16 protein-coding genes are annotated in these 15,749 nt (G+C 70.9%); 11 read left to right on the top strand and 5 right to left on the bottom strand.

Annotated elements, in window-relative coordinates; genetic code table 11:
* The first annotated feature begins 125 nt into the window (after window positions 1-125).
* Genes ACZ6TV_RS40690 through ACZ6TV_RS40705 form a run of 4 tightly spaced genes read left to right on the top strand, consistent with a single transcriptional unit; the run spans window position 126 to window position 3,213 of the window.
* Window positions 126-710, top strand: a complete 585-nt coding sequence (locus ACZ6TV_RS40690; protein WP_465304278.1) for a TerD family protein — start codon at window positions 126-128, stop codon at window positions 708-710.
* Between the two features lie 50 nt (window positions 711-760).
* Window positions 761-1,918 carry a DUF475 domain-containing protein gene (locus ACZ6TV_RS40695; protein ID WP_465304280.1) on the top strand — a complete coding sequence of 386 codons (1,158 nt, stop codon included), beginning with the start codon at window positions 761-763 and terminating at the stop codon, window positions 1,916-1,918.
* A gap of 46 nt (window positions 1,919-1,964) precedes the next feature.
* A complete protein-coding gene (locus tag ACZ6TV_RS40700; protein ID WP_465304282.1) occupies window positions 1,965-2,600 on the top strand; it encodes a TerD family protein in 636 nt (211 codons plus the stop codon).
* A 34-nt stretch (window positions 2,601-2,634) separates the two neighbouring features.
* Window positions 2,635-3,213: a TerD family protein gene (locus ACZ6TV_RS40705; RefSeq protein WP_465304284.1), complete on the top strand. Its 579-nt coding sequence runs from the start codon at window positions 2,635-2,637 to the stop codon at window positions 3,211-3,213.
* A gap of 156 nt (window positions 3,214-3,369) precedes the next feature.
* On the opposite strand, the gene ACZ6TV_RS40710 is transcribed toward ACZ6TV_RS40705, so the two are convergent.
* From ACZ6TV_RS40710 to ACZ6TV_RS40730, 5 genes are read right to left on the bottom strand one after another with little or no spacing between them, the layout of a single operon-like run.
* Window positions 3,370-3,963, bottom strand: coding sequence for a hypothetical protein (locus tag ACZ6TV_RS40710; RefSeq protein ID WP_465304286.1), 594 nt, complete (start codon window positions 3,961-3,963; stop codon window positions 3,370-3,372).
* Between the two features lie 8 nt (window positions 3,964-3,971).
* On the bottom strand, window positions 3,972-4,802 hold the full coding sequence (locus ACZ6TV_RS40715) for a carbohydrate ABC transporter permease (RefSeq protein ID WP_465304288.1): 831 nt from the start codon (window positions 4,800-4,802) through the stop codon (window positions 3,972-3,974).
* A complete protein-coding gene (locus tag ACZ6TV_RS40720; RefSeq protein WP_465304290.1) occupies window positions 4,799-5,758 on the bottom strand; it encodes a carbohydrate ABC transporter permease in 960 nt (319 codons plus the stop codon). The genes ACZ6TV_RS40715 and ACZ6TV_RS40720 overlap by 4 nt, the downstream gene beginning before the upstream one ends.
* A gap of 10 nt (window positions 5,759-5,768) precedes the next feature.
* A complete protein-coding gene (locus tag ACZ6TV_RS40725) occupies window positions 5,769-7,064 on the bottom strand; it encodes an ABC transporter substrate-binding protein (protein ID WP_465304292.1) in 1,296 nt (431 codons plus the stop codon).
* A gap of 24 nt (window positions 7,065-7,088) precedes the next feature.
* Complete coding sequence (locus ACZ6TV_RS40730) at window positions 7,089-8,093, bottom strand: LacI family DNA-binding transcriptional regulator (RefSeq protein ID WP_465304294.1); 1,005 nt, start codon at window positions 8,091-8,093, stop codon at window positions 7,089-7,091.
* 143 nt (window positions 8,094-8,236) lie between these two features.
* Between ACZ6TV_RS40730 and ACZ6TV_RS40735 the strand changes: the two genes are divergently transcribed.
* The 7 genes from ACZ6TV_RS40735 to ACZ6TV_RS40765 form a co-directional block, all read left to right on the top strand.
* Entirely contained in the window at window positions 8,237-9,442 is a 1,206-nt protein-coding gene (locus ACZ6TV_RS40735; protein ID WP_465304296.1) for a Gfo/Idh/MocA family protein, read from the top strand.
* Entirely contained in the window at window positions 9,435-10,874 is a 1,440-nt protein-coding gene (gene uxaC / locus ACZ6TV_RS40740) for a glucuronate isomerase (RefSeq protein ID WP_465304298.1), read from the top strand. The genes ACZ6TV_RS40735 and uxaC overlap by 8 nt, the downstream gene beginning before the upstream one ends.
* Entirely contained in the window at window positions 10,871-12,163 is a 1,293-nt protein-coding gene (locus tag ACZ6TV_RS40745; protein WP_465304300.1) for an enolase C-terminal domain-like protein, read from the top strand. Before uxaC ends, ACZ6TV_RS40745 begins: the two co-directional genes overlap by 4 nt.
* Window positions 12,151-13,458 carry a mannitol dehydrogenase family protein gene (locus tag ACZ6TV_RS40750; RefSeq protein WP_465304302.1) on the top strand — a complete coding sequence of 436 codons (1,308 nt, stop codon included), beginning with the start codon at window positions 12,151-12,153 and terminating at the stop codon, window positions 13,456-13,458. The genes ACZ6TV_RS40745 and ACZ6TV_RS40750 overlap by 13 nt, the downstream gene beginning before the upstream one ends.
* Complete coding sequence (locus tag ACZ6TV_RS40755) at window positions 13,455-14,474, top strand: Gfo/Idh/MocA family protein (protein WP_465304304.1); 1,020 nt, start codon at window positions 13,455-13,457, stop codon at window positions 14,472-14,474. Before ACZ6TV_RS40750 ends, ACZ6TV_RS40755 begins: the two co-directional genes overlap by 4 nt.
* The gene (locus ACZ6TV_RS40760) at window positions 14,462-14,806 is read left to right on the top strand and encodes a cupin domain-containing protein (RefSeq protein ID WP_465304306.1); all 345 of its coding nucleotides are present in this window, start codon (window positions 14,462-14,464) and stop codon (window positions 14,804-14,806) included. The genes ACZ6TV_RS40755 and ACZ6TV_RS40760 overlap by 13 nt, the downstream gene beginning before the upstream one ends.
* Before the next feature lie 130 nt (window positions 14,807-14,936).
* A partial coding sequence (locus ACZ6TV_RS40765; RefSeq protein WP_465304308.1) for a 3-keto-alpha-glucoside-1,2-lyase-like domain-containing protein occupies window positions 14,937-15,749 on the top strand: 813 nt, incomplete at its 3' end.

The raw sequence follows: 15,749 nt of genomic DNA on the forward strand, positions 1-15,749 counted from the left end.
GGTGAACTGCGGCCCACTCTGGCGGCCGGACGCTACTCTCGCGGGGGCACCAACATGATCAGCCGTCGGCGCCGCCTGACGCCGGGGGTTCGTAGGTAAAAACCATCGAATGACTGGAGATCGGTATGGGCATCAGCCTGACCAAAGGTGGCAACGTCTCACTGACCAAGCAGGCGGGTCCCGCCGGTCTGACGGCGGTGACCGTCGGCCTCGGTTGGGATGTCCGCACGACGACCGGCACGGAGTTCGACCTCGACGCCTCGGCGATCGCCACGGGCGCCGACGGCCGGGTCTTCTCCGACAAGCACTTCGTCTTCTACGGCAACCTCGCGACGCCGGACGGTCACATCCAGCACACCGGCGACAGCCTCACCGGTGAGGGCGGCGGCGACGACGAGCAGATCAAGGTCAACCTGGCGGGCCTGCCGGCCGAGGTCGACAAGATCGTCTTCCCGGTGTCCATCTACGACGCCGACACCCGCTCGCAGTCCTTCGGCCAGGTCCGCAACGCCTTCATCCGCGTCTTCAACAGCGCCGACGACGTCGAGCTCGCGCGGTACGATCTGAGCGAGGACGCCTCCACCGAGACCGCCATGGTGTTCGGCGAATTGTACCGCAATGGGGCCGAATGGAAGTTCCGTGCGGTCGGTCAGGGATACGCATCCGGCCTGCGTGGCATCGCCGGGGACTTCGGCGTGAACGTCGGATAGTAAGGTCGGCGCACCGCAACATCCCTGATGAGCCCGAAACGGTGTGACAGATGTTCCTGAAGACATTCGGCTGGTCGCTGGCGGTCACCGCCGCGACACTCATTGCCGCCTTCTTCCTCGGCGGGCCGAGCGCGTTCCTGATCGTCGCGATCCTGTGTGTGCTGGAGATCTCGGTGTCGTTCGACAACGCCGTGGTCAACGCCACCGTGCTCGGACGGATGAACCCGTGGTGGCAGAGGCTGTTCCTCACCGTGGGCGTCCTGATCGCGGTGTTCGGCATGCGCCTGATCTTCCCGCTGCTGCTGGTCGGCATCACCGCCCAGCTCAACCCGGTCGACGTCGTCCGGCTCGCCCTCGAGGGCGGGTCGGTCGACGAGCCCGGCACCTACGCCGCGCTGCTGCACGAGGCGCACCCGAGCATCGCCGCCTTCGGTGGCATGTTCCTGCTCGTGCTCTTCCTCGACTTCATCTTCGAGACCCGCGAGCACACCTGGCTGACCTGGCTGGAGAAGCCCCTCGCCAAGATCGGCAAGCTCGACCAGCTGTCGGTCGTCATCTCCCTGGCCATCCTCGTCATCGTGGCGGAGACCCTGGCGAAGGACGTCGGCACGGTCATGGTGTCCGGCGTGCTCGGCATCGGCGTCTACATCCTGGTCAACAGCCTCGGTGAACTCTTCGAGAACGCCGGCGGTCTCGGCGACGACGAGGAAGAGGACGAGGACGAGAAGAAGAACGCCGGTATCCACGGTGACGCCGGTGACGTCGACAAGGGCAGGTCCGGCCCGAACGCCGTCGTCCAGGTCGCCGGCAAGGCCGCGTTCTTCCTGTTCCTCTACCTCGAGGTCCTCGACGCGTCGTTCTCCTTCGACGGCGTCATCGGCGCGTTCGCGATCAGCCAGAACATCTTCGTCATCGCCGCCGGTCTCGGCGTCGGTGCGATGTACATCCGGTCGCTGACGGTCTACCTGGTCCGCAAGGGCACCCTGAGCGAGTACGTGTTCCTCGAGCACGGCGCGCACTGGGCCATCGGCGCCCTCGCCGCGATCCTGCTCATCGGGATCAAGCACGAGGTGCCCGAGGTCATCACGGGCCTCATCGGCGTCGGCTTCATCCTCGCCGCGTTCCTCTCCTCGGTGATCCTCAACCGCCGCAACGGCGCCGCCGAGGCCGCCGAGGAGCCGGCCGGGAGCCTCGCCGGCCGTTCCTAGTCCCCCCCATCACCCGCGTCCCCCGTCCAGGAAGGCAGGCAACGCCGTGACGAACCCGAACAACCCCGTCTCGCTGTCCAAGGTCACGCTGACCAAGTCGGCACCGGCGGTCTCGCTCGCCAAGCAGGGCGGGGCCGCGGGTATCCTCCGGGTCAACCTCAACTGGGCGCAGCCCGCCGGCAAGGGCGGGCTGTTCAGCCGCAAGCCCAAGGGCATCGACCTCGACCTGGGCTGCCTCTACGAGTACAGCGACGGATCCAAGGGCGTCGTCCAGGCGCTCGGCGACTCGTTGCGCGACGTGCACACCCTGGGCCGCGATCCGATCTGCCGCCTCGACGGCGACGACCGCAGCGGCACCAACACGGGCGGCGAGAACCTCTTCGTCGACCTGCGGTACGCGGCGAACATCCGCCGCATCCTGGTGTTCGCGTTCATCTACGAAGGCACTCCCAACTGGGCGGCCGCGCAGGCCGTGGTGACCCTGTTCCCGGTCGCCGGCCCCCAGTTGGAGATCCACCTCGACGAGCCGGACCCGGCGGCCATGATGTGCGCGATCGCGATGATCGAGGGCAACGGCGCCGACGTGTCCGTGCGCCGCGAGGTCCGCTACGTGCGCGGCGGCCAGCGCCTGCTCGACGAGACCTACGGCTGGGGCATGCGTTGGGCGGCCGGCCGTAAATGACCGTGATGTCGACAGATTTCGGGAAGGCGCATATATGAGTGTGAGTCTGAGCAAGGGCCAGTCCGTCTCCCTCGTCAAGGGCGGCGGCGGCACGCTCACCAGGGTCCGCATGGGCCTCGGGTGGGACGCGATGAAGAAGAAGGGCCTGTTCGGCGGGATGAAGACCCAGTCGATCGACCTGGACGCGTCCTGCCTGCTGTTCGACAGCTCCAACACGCTCGTCGACCAGGTGTGGTTCCGCCAGCTGCGCAGCACCGACGGCGCCGTGCAGCACACCGGCGACAACACCACCGGCGCGGGCGAGGGCGACGACGAGAGCATCATCGTCGACCTGGTCGCGCTGTCGCTCAACGTCCGGACGCTGGTGTTCGTGGTCAACTCGTTCACCGGGCAGAGCTTCGCCCAGATCGAGAACGCGTCCTGCCGCCTCGTCGACGAGACCAACGGTGCGGAGCTCGCCCGCTTCGACCTCAGCGGCTCCGGCCCGCACACGGCGCAGATCATGGCCAAGCTGACCCGCGACCAGCAGGGCTGGACGATGACGGCGATCGGCACGCAGGCCTCCGGCCGCACCTTCCGCGACCTGCTGCCCGCGGTGGCCGGCCACCTCTGATCGACCGAGGCGACCGGCTGCCCGCGGTGGCCGGCCACCTCTGATCGACCGGCGCGACCGGCTGCCCGCGGTGGCCGGTCGCCGCTGATCGACCGACCGCGCCCGCCCCCGCAACGGGGGACGGGGCGCGGTTTTTCGTGGTCCGGAAAACGGTGCTCAGGGGTGCACGACGTCCACCGGGTCGTGGGCGGGCGCGCGGCGCGCGGCCAGGACGTGGAACGCGAAGAGCAGGTACCCGACCAGCAGCGGCGCCGTCACGGGGACCATCGCGCCGATCACGGCGGCGATGGATGACACCCCGGCCACCATCGCCGCCGTGAGCGGTTGCCGCCACACCGTGCCCGCCGCCCAGCGCAGCGCGCCGGGCCACGAGTGGTGATGGGCCAGATGCACGACGCCGAGTGCACCGGCGGCGAGCAGTGCGGCGGCTACGGCGACCGTGCCGACGAGCACGGGCAACCCGCCCGGGACCCGGCCGGAGGCGACGGCGCCGAGATTGAACAGCAGGAGCAGGCCGAGCACGGCGGCCGCGACGGCCGCGACGGCACCGGGCAGCAGCGAGCGCACGAACACCCGCCACAGCACGGCCGGGCGCACCGCCGAACCGTCGACGATGTCCCGCACGGCCACCGACCCCGCGTGCACGGCCGCGCCGGCGGTGAGCACCGGCAGGCTGCACACGGTGACGGCGATGCCGACGAGCGCGAGGTCGGCGGCCACGGTGACCGTTTCCCGGAAGTCGCGAGCCATCGCGGCACTCACCCCTTCAGGCCGGAGGTGTTGATGCCCTCGACGAGCATCTTCTGGAAGGCCAGGAAGAACAGGAACACCGGCAGCAGCGACAGCACCGACATGGCGAACATCGGGCCGATCTCCGACTGGCCCTGCGAGTCGATGAAGAGCCGCAGCGCGACCGGCACCGTGTACTTCGACAGGTCCGACACGTACACCAGCTGCCGGAAGAAGTCGTTCCAGGTCCAGATGAACGAGAAGATCGCCGTCGTCACCAGGGCCGGGCGGCTCAGCGGCAGGATCACGTTGCGGAAGACGCCGAACGTGGTGCAGCCGTCGATCTTCGCGGCCTCGTCGAGCTCGCGCGGGATGCCGCGCATGAACTGGACCATGAGGAAGACGAAGAACGCCTCGGTGGCCAGGAAGTGCGGCAGGATCAGCGGCAGGTACGGGAACTCCCCGCCCACCAGGTCCAGCTGCCGGAACACGATGAACTGCGGGACGATGAGCACGTGCCCGGGCAGCAGCAGCGTGCCGACCATGATGGCGAACCAGGTGGCCCGCCCGCGGAAGCGCAGCCGGGCGAAGGCGAAGGCGGCCAGCAGGCACGACAGCGCGTTGCCGATGACGACGAGCAGCGACACGATCGTGCTGTTGACGAAGAACCGGCCGAACGACGTGTCGAGGTGCGACCAGCCGTCCGGGTAGTTGCCGGGCGTGAAGGCCTCCGGGATGACCCCGGCGTTGCTGAGCATCTCCGGCTGGCTCTTGAACGAGCTGCCGAGCACCCAGAACAGCGGGTAGAGGATGACCCCGAGCAGCGCGAGGATCACCACCGTGCGCAGGATCGACTTCATCGCTCGTCTCCGTAGTGCACCCAGAAGCGGCCCGTGCTGAAGAGCACGACGGTGAGCAGGCCGACGGCGAGCAGGAACACCCAGGCCAGGGCCGAGGCGTAGCCCATCTCGTAGTCGGTGAAGCCCTTGATGTACAGGTAGAGCGTGTACATCAGGGTCGAGTCGACCGGCCCGCCGGTGCCGCCGCTGATGACGAACGCCGACGTGAATCCCTGGAAGCCGTGGATCGTCTCCAGCACCAGGTTGAAGAAGATGACCGGCGACAGGATCGGCAGCGTGATCGAGCGGAACTTGCGGAAGGCCCCCGCGCCGTCCACCGACGCCGCCTCGTACAGCTCGACCGGGACCTGCTTGAGCCCGGCCAGGAAGATGACCATCGGCGCGCCGAACTGCCAGATCGCGAGCAGGATCAGGGTGCCCAGCGCGTAGTCGGGGTCGTTGACCCAGCCGGGGCCGGCGATGCCGAACACCGACAGGATCTGGTTGAACGAGCCGTCCCGGCTGAACATCGAGACCCAGACGATCGCGAGGGCCACGCTGCCGCCCAGCAGCGACGGCAGGTAGAACAGGCTGCGGTAGAGCCCGACGCCGCGGATGGCCTTGTTGAGCAGCAGCGCGACGCCGAGCGCGGCGCCGAGCTTCAGCGGCGTCGCGACGACGGCGAACGTGACGGTGACCTGCACGGCGTGCCAGAACGTCGGGTCTTCGGTGAACATCCGCTGGTAGTTGTCGAACCCGACCCAGTTGAGCTCGGACCAGTCCGACAGGATGTCGTAGTCGGTGAAGCTCAGCACCAGCGACATGAGCATCGGGATCGCCGTGATCGAGGCGAGCCCGACGAGCCACGGGGTGAGGAAGAGATAGCCGGCGAGCCCTTCGCGACGGGGGCCCCGCGGTTCGACGCGGGGCCCCTTCGCCGCTCGGTGCAAAGGTGCCGGCGCGGTGGTCAGCGCCACTGGAAGAGCCTCACTTCGAGATCGCGGACTTCGCGGCCGTGATGAAGGCCTCGGCGGCCTGCGCGGGGGTCGCCTTGCCGGCCTGCACCGACTCGGCGGCCTTGATGAGCTCGGAGCGCAGCGTGCTGTGCCCCTTCAGCGGGACCTGCGGGGACGGCCCGAACGTCTTGCCGAGCGTGTTCTCCACCTCGATGGAGGTCTTCATCGACGCGTCGGTGACGCTGCTCAGCACGGACGCGCGGATGTCGAGGTTCGGCGGCAGGCCGCGGTCGGTGCCGAGCACCTTGCCGACCTCCGGGTCGTTGGCGAGGAAGTTGATGACGTCGACCGCCACGTCCTTCTTGTCGCTGCCCCGGTAAACGGAGAAGTACAGCGCCGCGCGGGCCCACTGCGCCTTCGGGTCACCCGGGTAGGCCACCACACCGAGCTCGTCCTTGGTGTTCTTCTGCAACTCGGGCAGCTGGTTCACCCAAACCCAAGAGGTAAGCGCTTTCCCGGTCACGACGAGCTGCTTGGTGATGTCCGTGGCGTTGCCTTCGCGGATCACGTCGGCGGTCGGGGTGGCCTTCTTGTCGCGGGCGCCCTTCCACAGCTCGAACCAGGCGGTCGCGTCCTGCGCGGTGAAGCCGAGCTCCTTGCCCTTGTACAGGTCCTTGTTCTGCTGGCGCAGCCAGATCCAGAACGCCTTGTAGTCCGCGCTCGGGTCCTGCGTGCCGGGAACCTTCGTGGCCGTGGTCGCCGTCGCGGCCCAGTCGACGAACGCCTCCCACGACATGCCGGTGGTCGGCAGCGGCTGGTTCGCCGCGGTGAGCTTGGTCTTGTTGAACACCAGGCCCTGCGTGTTCTCGCCGAACGCGACGCCGGCGAGCTTGCCGTCCACGACGCCGTACTTCCACAGGCTCTCGGGGAACTTCGTCGTGTCGAGCTTGCCGGACTTCTGATACGACGTCAGGTCGAGCGTGACGTTGCGCGACGCATACTCGGTGAGGAAGTTGTCGTCGATCTGGAAGATGTCCGGCGCGTCGTTGCCCGCGGTGAGGGTGGCGAGCTTGTCGAAGTATCCCTGGTTGGCCTGCCACGTCTTCTTGAACGTGACGTTGGGGTGCTTCTTCGTGTAGAGCGCGAGGGCCTCTTCGGTGAGCTTGGCACGGGCGTCGCCGCCCCACCAGAAGATGCTCAGCTCGACGGGCTTGGTTGAGTCGACCGCTGGTGCCTCGCCGCCGTCGTCGCCGCAGGCGGCGAGCGGGGCGAGCAGCACCGCGGCGAGTGCGGTTGCCAGAAGTCTACGGCGGGGTGTTCCGGACATGGCGTGTCACTCCCTGGCAGGGGATCAATGTGGGTCGGGCCCGGCCGCGCCACCCGCGACCGGCCCGGTCGAGTCGCGCACGATGAGCTCCGTCTGGAGCGTCACCGTCGCGGTCGTGCGCCGTTCGTCGTCGTGCTGCAGCAGCATGTCGACGGCCGCCCGCCCGGCGGCCGCGGTCGGGGTGGAGACCGTGGTCAGCTTGGGGCGGATCAGACGGCTGAGCGAGATGTCGTCGATGCCGACGACGCTGAGCTCGGCCGGGACGCTGACGCCCCGGTCGTGGAGGGCCTCGAGCAGTCCGATCGCCATGAGGTCGTTGTAGGCCAGCACGGCGGTCGCTCCGGTGGCCAGCACGGCGTCGCACGCGGCGGCTCCGGCGGCCTCGGTGGGGTGGTGCGGTCCGAGCACGGTCAGGTCGGTGCCGGCGGACTTCGCCGCGGCCGTCGCGGACCGCCGGATCTCCCGGTTGGTCCACGAGCCCCGCGGCCCGCCGAGCAGGGCGAGGTGGGTGTGGCCGAGACCGACGAGGTGCTCGATCGCGGCCTTCGCGCCGGCCGCCACGTCCATGACCACCGCGGGAAGCCCGTCGACGGCCCGGTTGACCACGACGAGCGGCACCTCGCGGCGCAGCTTCTCGATCAGGTCGTTGCTCATGCGCGGGCTGCACAGCAGCACGCCGTCGACCTGTTTCGCGAGGGCCTGGACGAGCTGCTCCTCCATGACCGGGTCCTCGTTGGTGTCGGCGACGAACAGGTGGTAGTCCCGTTGCCTCGCCTGGGACTCCGCCGCCTTGATCAGAGGCGGGAAGAACGGGTTGGCGATGTCGGCGACGATCAGGCCGATGTTGTGGGTCCGCCCGGTGATGAGCGCGCGGGCCGCACGGTTGGGCCGGTAGCCGAGGCTCTCCGCGGTGGACAGCACCCGGCTGCGGGTGTCGGGGTTGACCAGATGTGGTGCTGAGAACGTGCGCGACACGGTGGAGACATGGACGCCGGAGGCGCGGGCTACATCTCGAATAGTGGCGGGCACGGAGCCATTAATGCAAACGGTTGCTGTCATGTCAACGTCCCTGGATGCGGAAAATCGAGGGGTATTGACCCGGAAGACGGCGATGAAGCATGGTGTCGCTGCAACCCTTTGCAGTCCCCGAGGGAGCGAGGGAACGACAACCCATGCCCACCCGCTATGCGATCGTCGGCACCGGGTCGCGCGCCGAGATGTTCACGCGCGCACTCACCGGGCCGCATCGCGACACCTGCGCGCTCGTCGCGCTCGCCGATCCTGAGCCGCACCGCATGGCCGTGCACAACGCGCGGCTGCAGGTGCCGGTCCCCACCTATCCCGCCACCGAGTTCCGCCGCATGCTGCACGAGGAGAAGGTCGACGTCGCGATCGTCACGACCGTCGACCGGGTCCACGACGAATACATCGTGGCAGCCCTCGAGGCAGGCTGCGACGTGCTCACCGAGAAACCGATGACCGTCGACGCGGCGCGCTGCGCCCGGATCCTCGACGCGGTGCGCCGTACGGGCCGCCGGGTCAGGGTCACCTTCAACTACCGGTACAACCCCTTCCATGAAACTTTCAAGCGGCTGATCGCCGACGGCACGATCGGCGAGGTCGGCTCCGTGCACTTCGAGTGGCTGCTCGACGTGCGGCACGGTGCCGACTACTTCCGCCGGTGGCACCGCGACAAGGCCAACTCCGGCGGCCTCCTGGTGCACAAGTCGGGGCACCACTTCGACCTGGTCAACTGGTGGCTCGACGACGAGCCCGCCGAGGTCTACGCGCAGGGCCGGCTCTTCTTCTACGGCGCCTCCGGCGCGGGCGCCGGCGAACCCAGGGACCGCTTCGCGCTCGGCGCGGACCCGCACCGCGACGCGCTGTACACCGGCACCACCGACGGATACCGGCGCGACCAGGACGTCTTCGCGCCCGGCATCACCATCGAGGACGACCTCGCCGTCCTCGTCCGCTACGCCCGCGGCGCCACCATGACCTACCACCTGACCGCCTACGCCCCCTGGGAGGGCTACCGGGTGATGGTCAACGGCAGCAAGGGCCGCCTCGAGCTGGAGGTGGTCGAGACGGACCACGTCGCTCCCGGCGCCACCGGACTCATCAAGGGCGACGAGCCGGGCCGGGCCACGCTGCGCGTCCATCCGCACTGGAGCGAGCCGCGCGAGATCCCGATCCCCTACGAGCGCGAGGGGCACGGCGGCGGCGACGCCCGCATGCTCGCCGACCTGCTCGGTGACGGCCCGCCCAGCGGCGTCGCCGCCGCGGAGGCCGTGGACGGCGCCCGGGCGCTGCGCATCGGCCTGGCCGCCAACGAGTCCCTCGCGATCGGACTGCCCGTCAGGATTCCCCATGACTAAGACGCCGCACGAGGACCAGCTGCTGCCCGCCGAGCCCGGGATCCGGGACATCGCGCGGGAGCTGTACCGGCACGCCAGGGACCTCCCGCTGATCAGCCCGCACGGCCACGTCGACCCGGCGATCCTCGCCGACGACCTGCCGTTCCCCGACCCGGCCAGGCTCATCGTCGTGCCCGACCACTACGTGACCCGGATGCTCGCCAGCCAGGGCATCGCCCCGCACGAGCTCGGCGTGCCGACCGTCGACGGCAGCCCCACCCAGACCGACGGGCGCACCATCTGGCGGCTCCTCGCCGCCAACTGGCACCTGTTCCGCGGCACCCCGTCGCGGCTGTGGACCGAGCGGGTCCTCACCGACGTCTTCGGCGTCACCGTGCCGCTGCGCGTCGACACCGCCGACCTGGTCTACGACCTGCTGTCCGAGCGCCTCGCCGACCCGGCGTTCCGCCCGCGGGCGCTGTTCGAACGGTTCAACCTCGAGGTCCTCGCCACCACCGAGTCGCCGCTGTCGGACCTGACCGCGCACGCCAAGCTCGAGGCCGACGGCTGGGGCGGCCCCGGCGGGCGGGTCATCACCACGTTCCGCCCCGACGACGTCGTCGACTTCGACTGGCCCGGCTGGGCGGGCCGGATCGAGCAGCTGGGCGTGACCACGTTCCCGCAGTTCCTGGAGCGGCTGCGGGAGCGCCGCCAGGCGTTCATCGCCGCCGGCGCCACCTCCAGCGACCACGGCCACCCGACCGCCGCGACCCTCGCGCTGTCCCCGGCGCACGCGGCGGCGCTGTTCAACAAAGCGCTCACCGGCAAGGCCGACAGCCGCGACGCGGAACGTTTCCGGGCGCACATGCTCGTCGAGTTCGCCAGGATGTCCGTCGAGGACGGCCTGGTCATGCAGCTGCACCCGGGCGCCGTACGCAACCACAACACCACGCTGGCCGCCCGGCACGGCCGCGACGTCGGCGGCGACATCCCCTCGCCGACGGAATACGTGCGCTCGCTGAAGCCGCTGCTCGACGCGTTCGGCACCGACCCGCGCTTCCGGGTCGTGCTGTACACCCTCGACGAGACCGTCTTCACCCGCGAGCTCGCGCCCCTCGCGGGCGGCTACCCGGCGGTGTTCCTCGGCGCGCCCTGGTGGTTCCTGGACAGCCCCGAGGGGCTGCGCCGCTTCCGCGAGACCGTCACCGAGACCGCCGGGTTCGCCAACACCGCCGGGTTCGTCGACGACACCCGCGCGTTCTGCTCCATCCCCGTGCGGCACGACGTCGCCCGCCGCGTCGACGCCGGGTTCCTGGCGCGGCTCGTCGCCGAGCACCGCCTGCCGCTGGACGAGGCCGCCGACACCATCGCGGACCTCGCCTACCACCTGCCCAAACGCGTCTACGCCCGCACCGTGGCGACGCGCACCGCCAGCACCGAGGGAGCACGATGATCACCGGGTTGACCGTCCACGACGTCCGGTTCCCCACCGCCGCCGCCGGCGACGGGTCCGACGCGATCAACCGCGGCGACTACTCCGCCACCTACGTCGAGCTGACCGGCGACGACGGCGTCGCCGGGTCCGGCCTCACGTTCACCAACGGCCGCGGCAACGAGCTCACCTGCGCCGCCGTCGAAGCCCTCGCGCACCACGTCGTCGGGCACACCGTCGAGGAGCTGTGCTCCGCGGAAGGGGCCCGCACCCTCACCGCCGACGTGCAGCTGCGCTGGCTCGGGCCGGAGAAGGGGGTCATCGCCATGGCCGCCGGCGCGATCCTCAACGCCGTGTGGGACCTGCGCGCCCGCCGCGCCGGCAAACCCATGTGGCGGCTGCTGGCCGAGCTGCCGACGGAGGACCTCCTGGCGGCGGTGGACTTCCGGCACATCACCGACGCCCTCACCCGCGACGAGGCCGCCGCCATCCTCGACAAGGGGTTGCCGGTGTACGAGGAACGCCTCGCCCACGCGCGTGCCGCCGGCCTTCCCTCGTACACCACCTCCGTGGGCTGGCTCGGCTACCCCGACGACAAGGTCCGGGCGCTCACCAGGCAGGCGGTCGCCGACGGCTGGACCGCGGTGAAGATGAAGGTCGGCGGCGCCATCGACGACGACGTGCGGCGCGCCCGCATCATCCGGTCCGAGATCGGCCCCGACGCGCTGCTCATGCTCGACGCCAACCAGGTGTGGGACGTCGACGAGGCGATCGCCAACCTGGGCCGGCTCGCCGAGGTCGACCCGTACTGGATGGAGGAGCCCACCCACGCCGACGACGTCCTCGGCCACGCCCGCATCCAGCAGGCCCTCGACGGGATCACCGGCGGGCGGTGCCGGGTCGCGACCGGCGAGGTCGCCGCGAACCGGGTCATCTTCAAGCAGCTGCTGCAGGCCGGCGCGATCCGCGTCATGCAGATCGACGCGTGCCGGGTCGCCGGCGTCGGCGAGGTCCTCGCCGAGCTGCTCATGGCCGCGAAGTTCGGGGTGCCGGTCTGCCCGCACGCCGGCGGTGTCGGCCTCTGCGAGTACGTGCAGCACCTGGCGTTCTTCGACTACCTGCGCATCACCGGCAGCATGGACGGCCGGATGGTGGAGTACGTCGACCACCTGCACGAGCACTTCACCGACCCGGTCACCGTCGTCGACGGCCGCTACCGGCTGCCGGAGCGGCCCGGGTACAGCGTCGAGCTGCGCCCGTCGTCGATCGCCGAGTTCTCCTTCCCGGACGGGCCGGCATGGCGCGGCTGAGCGGGTCCGTGCCCCTGAAGGTCGAGCCGCTGGTCCGGCCCGGCGACGTGGGCGCCGGGATCCTGCACTTCGGGCTCGGCGCGTTCCACCGGGCGCACCAGGCCGTCTACACCGACGAGGCGATCGCCGCGGCCGGCGGCGACTGGGGCATCGTCGGCGTCGCGCCCAGCTCCCGCGACGTCCTGGACGCCCTCGTCCGGCAGGACATGCTGTACAGCGTCCTCACCGTCGACGGCACCGACGCGTCGGCGCGGGTCGTCGGCGCCTTCGACAGCGTCCTGCACGCCGCGTCCGAACCCGGGGCCGTCCTGCGCCGCATCGCGGACCCGGCGATCCGGGTCGTCACCCTGACCGTCACCGAGAAGGCCTACGCGCCCGGCTCGGCGCTGCTCGACCTGATCGTGCGCGGGCTGCGGCTGCGCGAGACGCCCCTCGCGCTGGTCAGCTGCGACAACATCAACGGCAACGGGGAGCTGCTGCGCGGCCTCGTCGGCGACGCGCTGCAGGACCCGGACGTCATGGCGCTGCTGAGCTTCCCCGGCACCATGGTCGACCGGATCGTGCCCGCCACGACGCCCGCCACCCTCGACCGGGCCGAGTCGCTGATCGGCGCCCGCGACGAGGCCGCCGTCGCCGGGGAGCCGTTCCGCGAGTGGGTCGTGCAGGACGACTTCCCCGGCGGGCGGCCCGCGTGGGACCTCGCCGGGGTCGAGTTCACCGCCGACACCGCCCCCTACGAGCTGCGCAAGCTGCGGATGCTCAACGGCGTGCACTCCGCGCTCGCGTACCTCGGGGCGCTCGCCGGCGCCCCCACCATCGACGCCGCGCTCGCGCTGCCCGGCTACCGCGCGACCATGGAGCGGTTCATCGCGTCCGACATCGCGCCGACCCTGACCGAGCTGCCCGTCGTGCCGTACGGCGAGCAGGTGCTGCACCGCTTCGCCAACAGCGCCCTCGGCTACCGCACGCTGCAGGTCGCGCGGGACGGCAGCCAGAAGCTCCCGCAACGGCTCCTCGGCACCGTCGCCGACCGGCGCGCCGCGGGTGAGGTACCCGGCTACGCCGCCCTGGTGCTGGCCGCGTGGATCCGGTTCGTGGGCGGCCACGCCGACGACGGCACCGCGCTGCCGCTGGACGACCCCCGGGCCGCTGAGCTGCGCGCCTGCCCGCCGCCGCGGCGGCTCGCCCTGCTGTCGCCGGAGCTCGCCGACGACGCGCCGCTGCGCGCCGAGGTCGACCGGTGGCTGCGCGACCTCGACCGGCACGGGGCCGCCGCCACCCTGGCGGCGCTGTGACCGCGTCCACCCCCAGGATCGCGCTGATCGGCGCCTCGGGTCACGGGCGCCGGCACCGGCAGAACATCGCCGACCTCGGCGACCGGGTCCGGCTCGTCGCCCTCGGCGACATCCAGGACCTGCCCGGCGAGACGGTGCCCGTGTACGCCGACCACCGGCGGCTGCTCGCCGAGCAGAAGCCGGACGTCGTCGTCATCTGCACCCCGCCGCACACGCACCTGCCGATCGCGCTCGACGCCGTGCGCGCCGGCGCGGACCTGCTCCTGGAGAAGCCCCCGGTCCTGGACCTCGACGCGCACGCCCAGCTGGCCGCGGCGCTCGCCGCGACCGGGCGGCGCTGCCAGGTCGGCTTCCAGGCGCTCGGGTCGCCGACCCTGCCCGCCCTCGCGGCGCTGGACCTGGGGCCGCTGACGCACATCGCGGTGGCGGGCGCGTGGTGGCGGCCGTCGTCGTACTGGACCCGGGCGCCGTGGTCGGGGCGGCGCGCCGCCGACGGGGCCCTCGTCAACCCGTTCGCGCACGCGCTCATGCAGGCCCTCGCCATCGGCGACGTCCGTCCACCGTGGACCTTGGAGCTGGAACGCTTCCGCAGCCGGGACATCGAGGTCGACGACACCGCCGCGCTGCGCCTGACCCCGTCCCGCGGCCCGGTCGTCACCGCCGCCGTGACCCTCGCCTCGACGAGCTTCATCGCCGGGGACATCACCGTCACCGGTACCCGCGGCAGCGCCCACGTCGTCTACCCGGAGGACCGCCTCGACGGGGTCGTCCTGCCGGGGCGGGTGAGCCTGCTGGAGAACCTGCTCTCCGGCGACCCCCTGGTGGCGCCGCTGTCCCGGACCCTGCCCTTCACCGCCCTCGCCGCCGAGATCATGGCGGCGCCCGACCCCGTGCCGCTCACCGGCGTGGCCCACGACGACGGCATCGCCCTGCCCGGCATCGCCGGCCTCGTGCGGACCGCCGCCGCCCGGCACGCGCTGCTCAGCGAAGTAGGAGACCTGCCATGCGCAAACTGACCGTCGCCGACCTGCCCGACGGCGGGACCCCCGCCACCCTCGCCGCGCTCGGCACCGGCTGGGGTCCCGTCATCCGCGGCGGCATCAGCCGCTACGACGACCCGGGCCACCGCACCCACGACGAACCCGGCCGGCACACCCACGACGTCCCCGAAATTTTCACGATCGTGCAGGGCAGCGGCTACGTGGAGAGCGATGGCGCGGAGGTCTCCCGCTTCCAGGCCGGCGACCTGCTCATCATCCCGCCCGGCGAGGACCACCACCTGGTCAGCGACGGCGCCGTCCCGCTGGTCTTCACCTGGATGCACCTCGCACCGCTTGACCAGTCATAGGTACCGGTCTACGTTGTCCCTAGGAATGCGCTTTCCTGAGGCGCGCATCGGCTGACCCGCCCAGTCCGCCCGCACGAGCCGAACACCCCATGCACGCGGCGCCCCCACCATCTCCTCCCGGAGGGCTCGCATGGAACCACCCCGCATCAGGCGTTACCGATGGCCGATCCTGGCCGCCGGCGTCGCCGCGTTCACCGCCGTCGCCGCGGTCACCACCCAGGTCGCGTTCGCGGCGACCCTGTTCAGTGACACGTTCTCCGACGGCAACACCAACGACTGGTCGAAGTCCGGCGGCACCTGGTCCGTCGTCGACGGCGCGATGCTGCAGAGCAACGCGGGCAGCGAGAACGCCCGCAACTTCGCCGGCAGCACGTCGTGGACGAACTACACCGTCACCGCCCGGGTGAAGCCGGTGTCGCTGGCGTCGAACGGGTTCGCCGGGCTGCTCGCCCGCGGCAAGAGCTCCACGACGTTCTACCGCCTGGCGCTGCTGCCCGGCAACAGCGTGCAGCTGCAGGCCGTCAACAGCGGCTCCGTCACCGTCCTCGGGTCGGCGAGCCGCACGGTCAGCGCCGGCACCTGGTACACCCTCGGCATCACGGTGTCGGGGACGAGCATCACCGGCAAGGTCGACGGCGCCACCGTCGGCAGCGGCACCAGCTCGGTCGCCGCGACCGGCCGGATCGGCGTGCAGACCGGCTACGCGTCGGCGTCCTTCGACGACGTGACCGTCACCGACACCGCCGGGCCCAGCCCGACCGAGTCGGACACACCGCCGGCGTCCACCTCACCCACGCCGTCGCGCACGCCGTCGACGTCGCCGCAGCCCACCGGCTGGCCGACGAAGACCGGTGACGCGCCGGTGAACAACGGCACGATCAAGGTGTCGGGGACGCTGGACGGTGGGATGAAGCGGTACTGCTGCATCGGCGACGGTGGTCAG

It is taken from the genome of Dactylosporangium sp. NPDC051087, from assembly GCF_055586325.1.

Bases quoted from the DNA above. Each gene is read 5' to 3' on its own strand.
- ACZ6TV_RS40690 (WP_465304278.1), top strand. From the start codon at position 126: ATGGGCATCAGCCTGACCAAAGGTGGCAACGTCTCACTGACCAAGCAG.
- ACZ6TV_RS40695 (WP_465304280.1), top strand. From the start codon at position 761: ATGTTCCTGAAGACATTCGGCTGGTCGCTGGCGGTCACCGCCGCGACA.
- ACZ6TV_RS40705 (WP_465304284.1), top strand. From the start codon at position 2,635: ATGAGTGTGAGTCTGAGCAAGGGCCAGTCCGTCTCCCTCGTCAAGGGC.
- ACZ6TV_RS40710 (WP_465304286.1), bottom strand. From the start codon at position 3,963: ATGGCTCGCGACTTCCGGGAAACGGTCACCGTGGCCGCCGACCTCGCG.
- ACZ6TV_RS40715 (WP_465304288.1), bottom strand. From the start codon at position 4,802: ATGAAGTCGATCCTGCGCACGGTGGTGATCCTCGCGCTGCTCGGGGTC.
- ACZ6TV_RS40725 (WP_465304292.1), bottom strand. From the start codon at position 7,064: ATGTCCGGAACACCCCGCCGTAGACTTCTGGCAACCGCACTCGCCGCG.
- ACZ6TV_RS40735 (WP_465304296.1), top strand. From the start codon at position 8,237: ATGCCCACCCGCTATGCGATCGTCGGCACCGGGTCGCGCGCCGAGATG.
- uxaC (WP_465304298.1), top strand. From the start codon at position 9,435: ATGACTAAGACGCCGCACGAGGACCAGCTGCTGCCCGCCGAGCCCGGG.
- ACZ6TV_RS40745 (WP_465304300.1), top strand. From the start codon at position 10,871: ATGATCACCGGGTTGACCGTCCACGACGTCCGGTTCCCCACCGCCGCC.
- ACZ6TV_RS40750 (WP_465304302.1), top strand. From the start codon at position 12,151: ATGGCGCGGCTGAGCGGGTCCGTGCCCCTGAAGGTCGAGCCGCTGGTC.
- ACZ6TV_RS40760 (WP_465304306.1), top strand. From the start codon at position 14,462: ATGCGCAAACTGACCGTCGCCGACCTGCCCGACGGCGGGACCCCCGCC.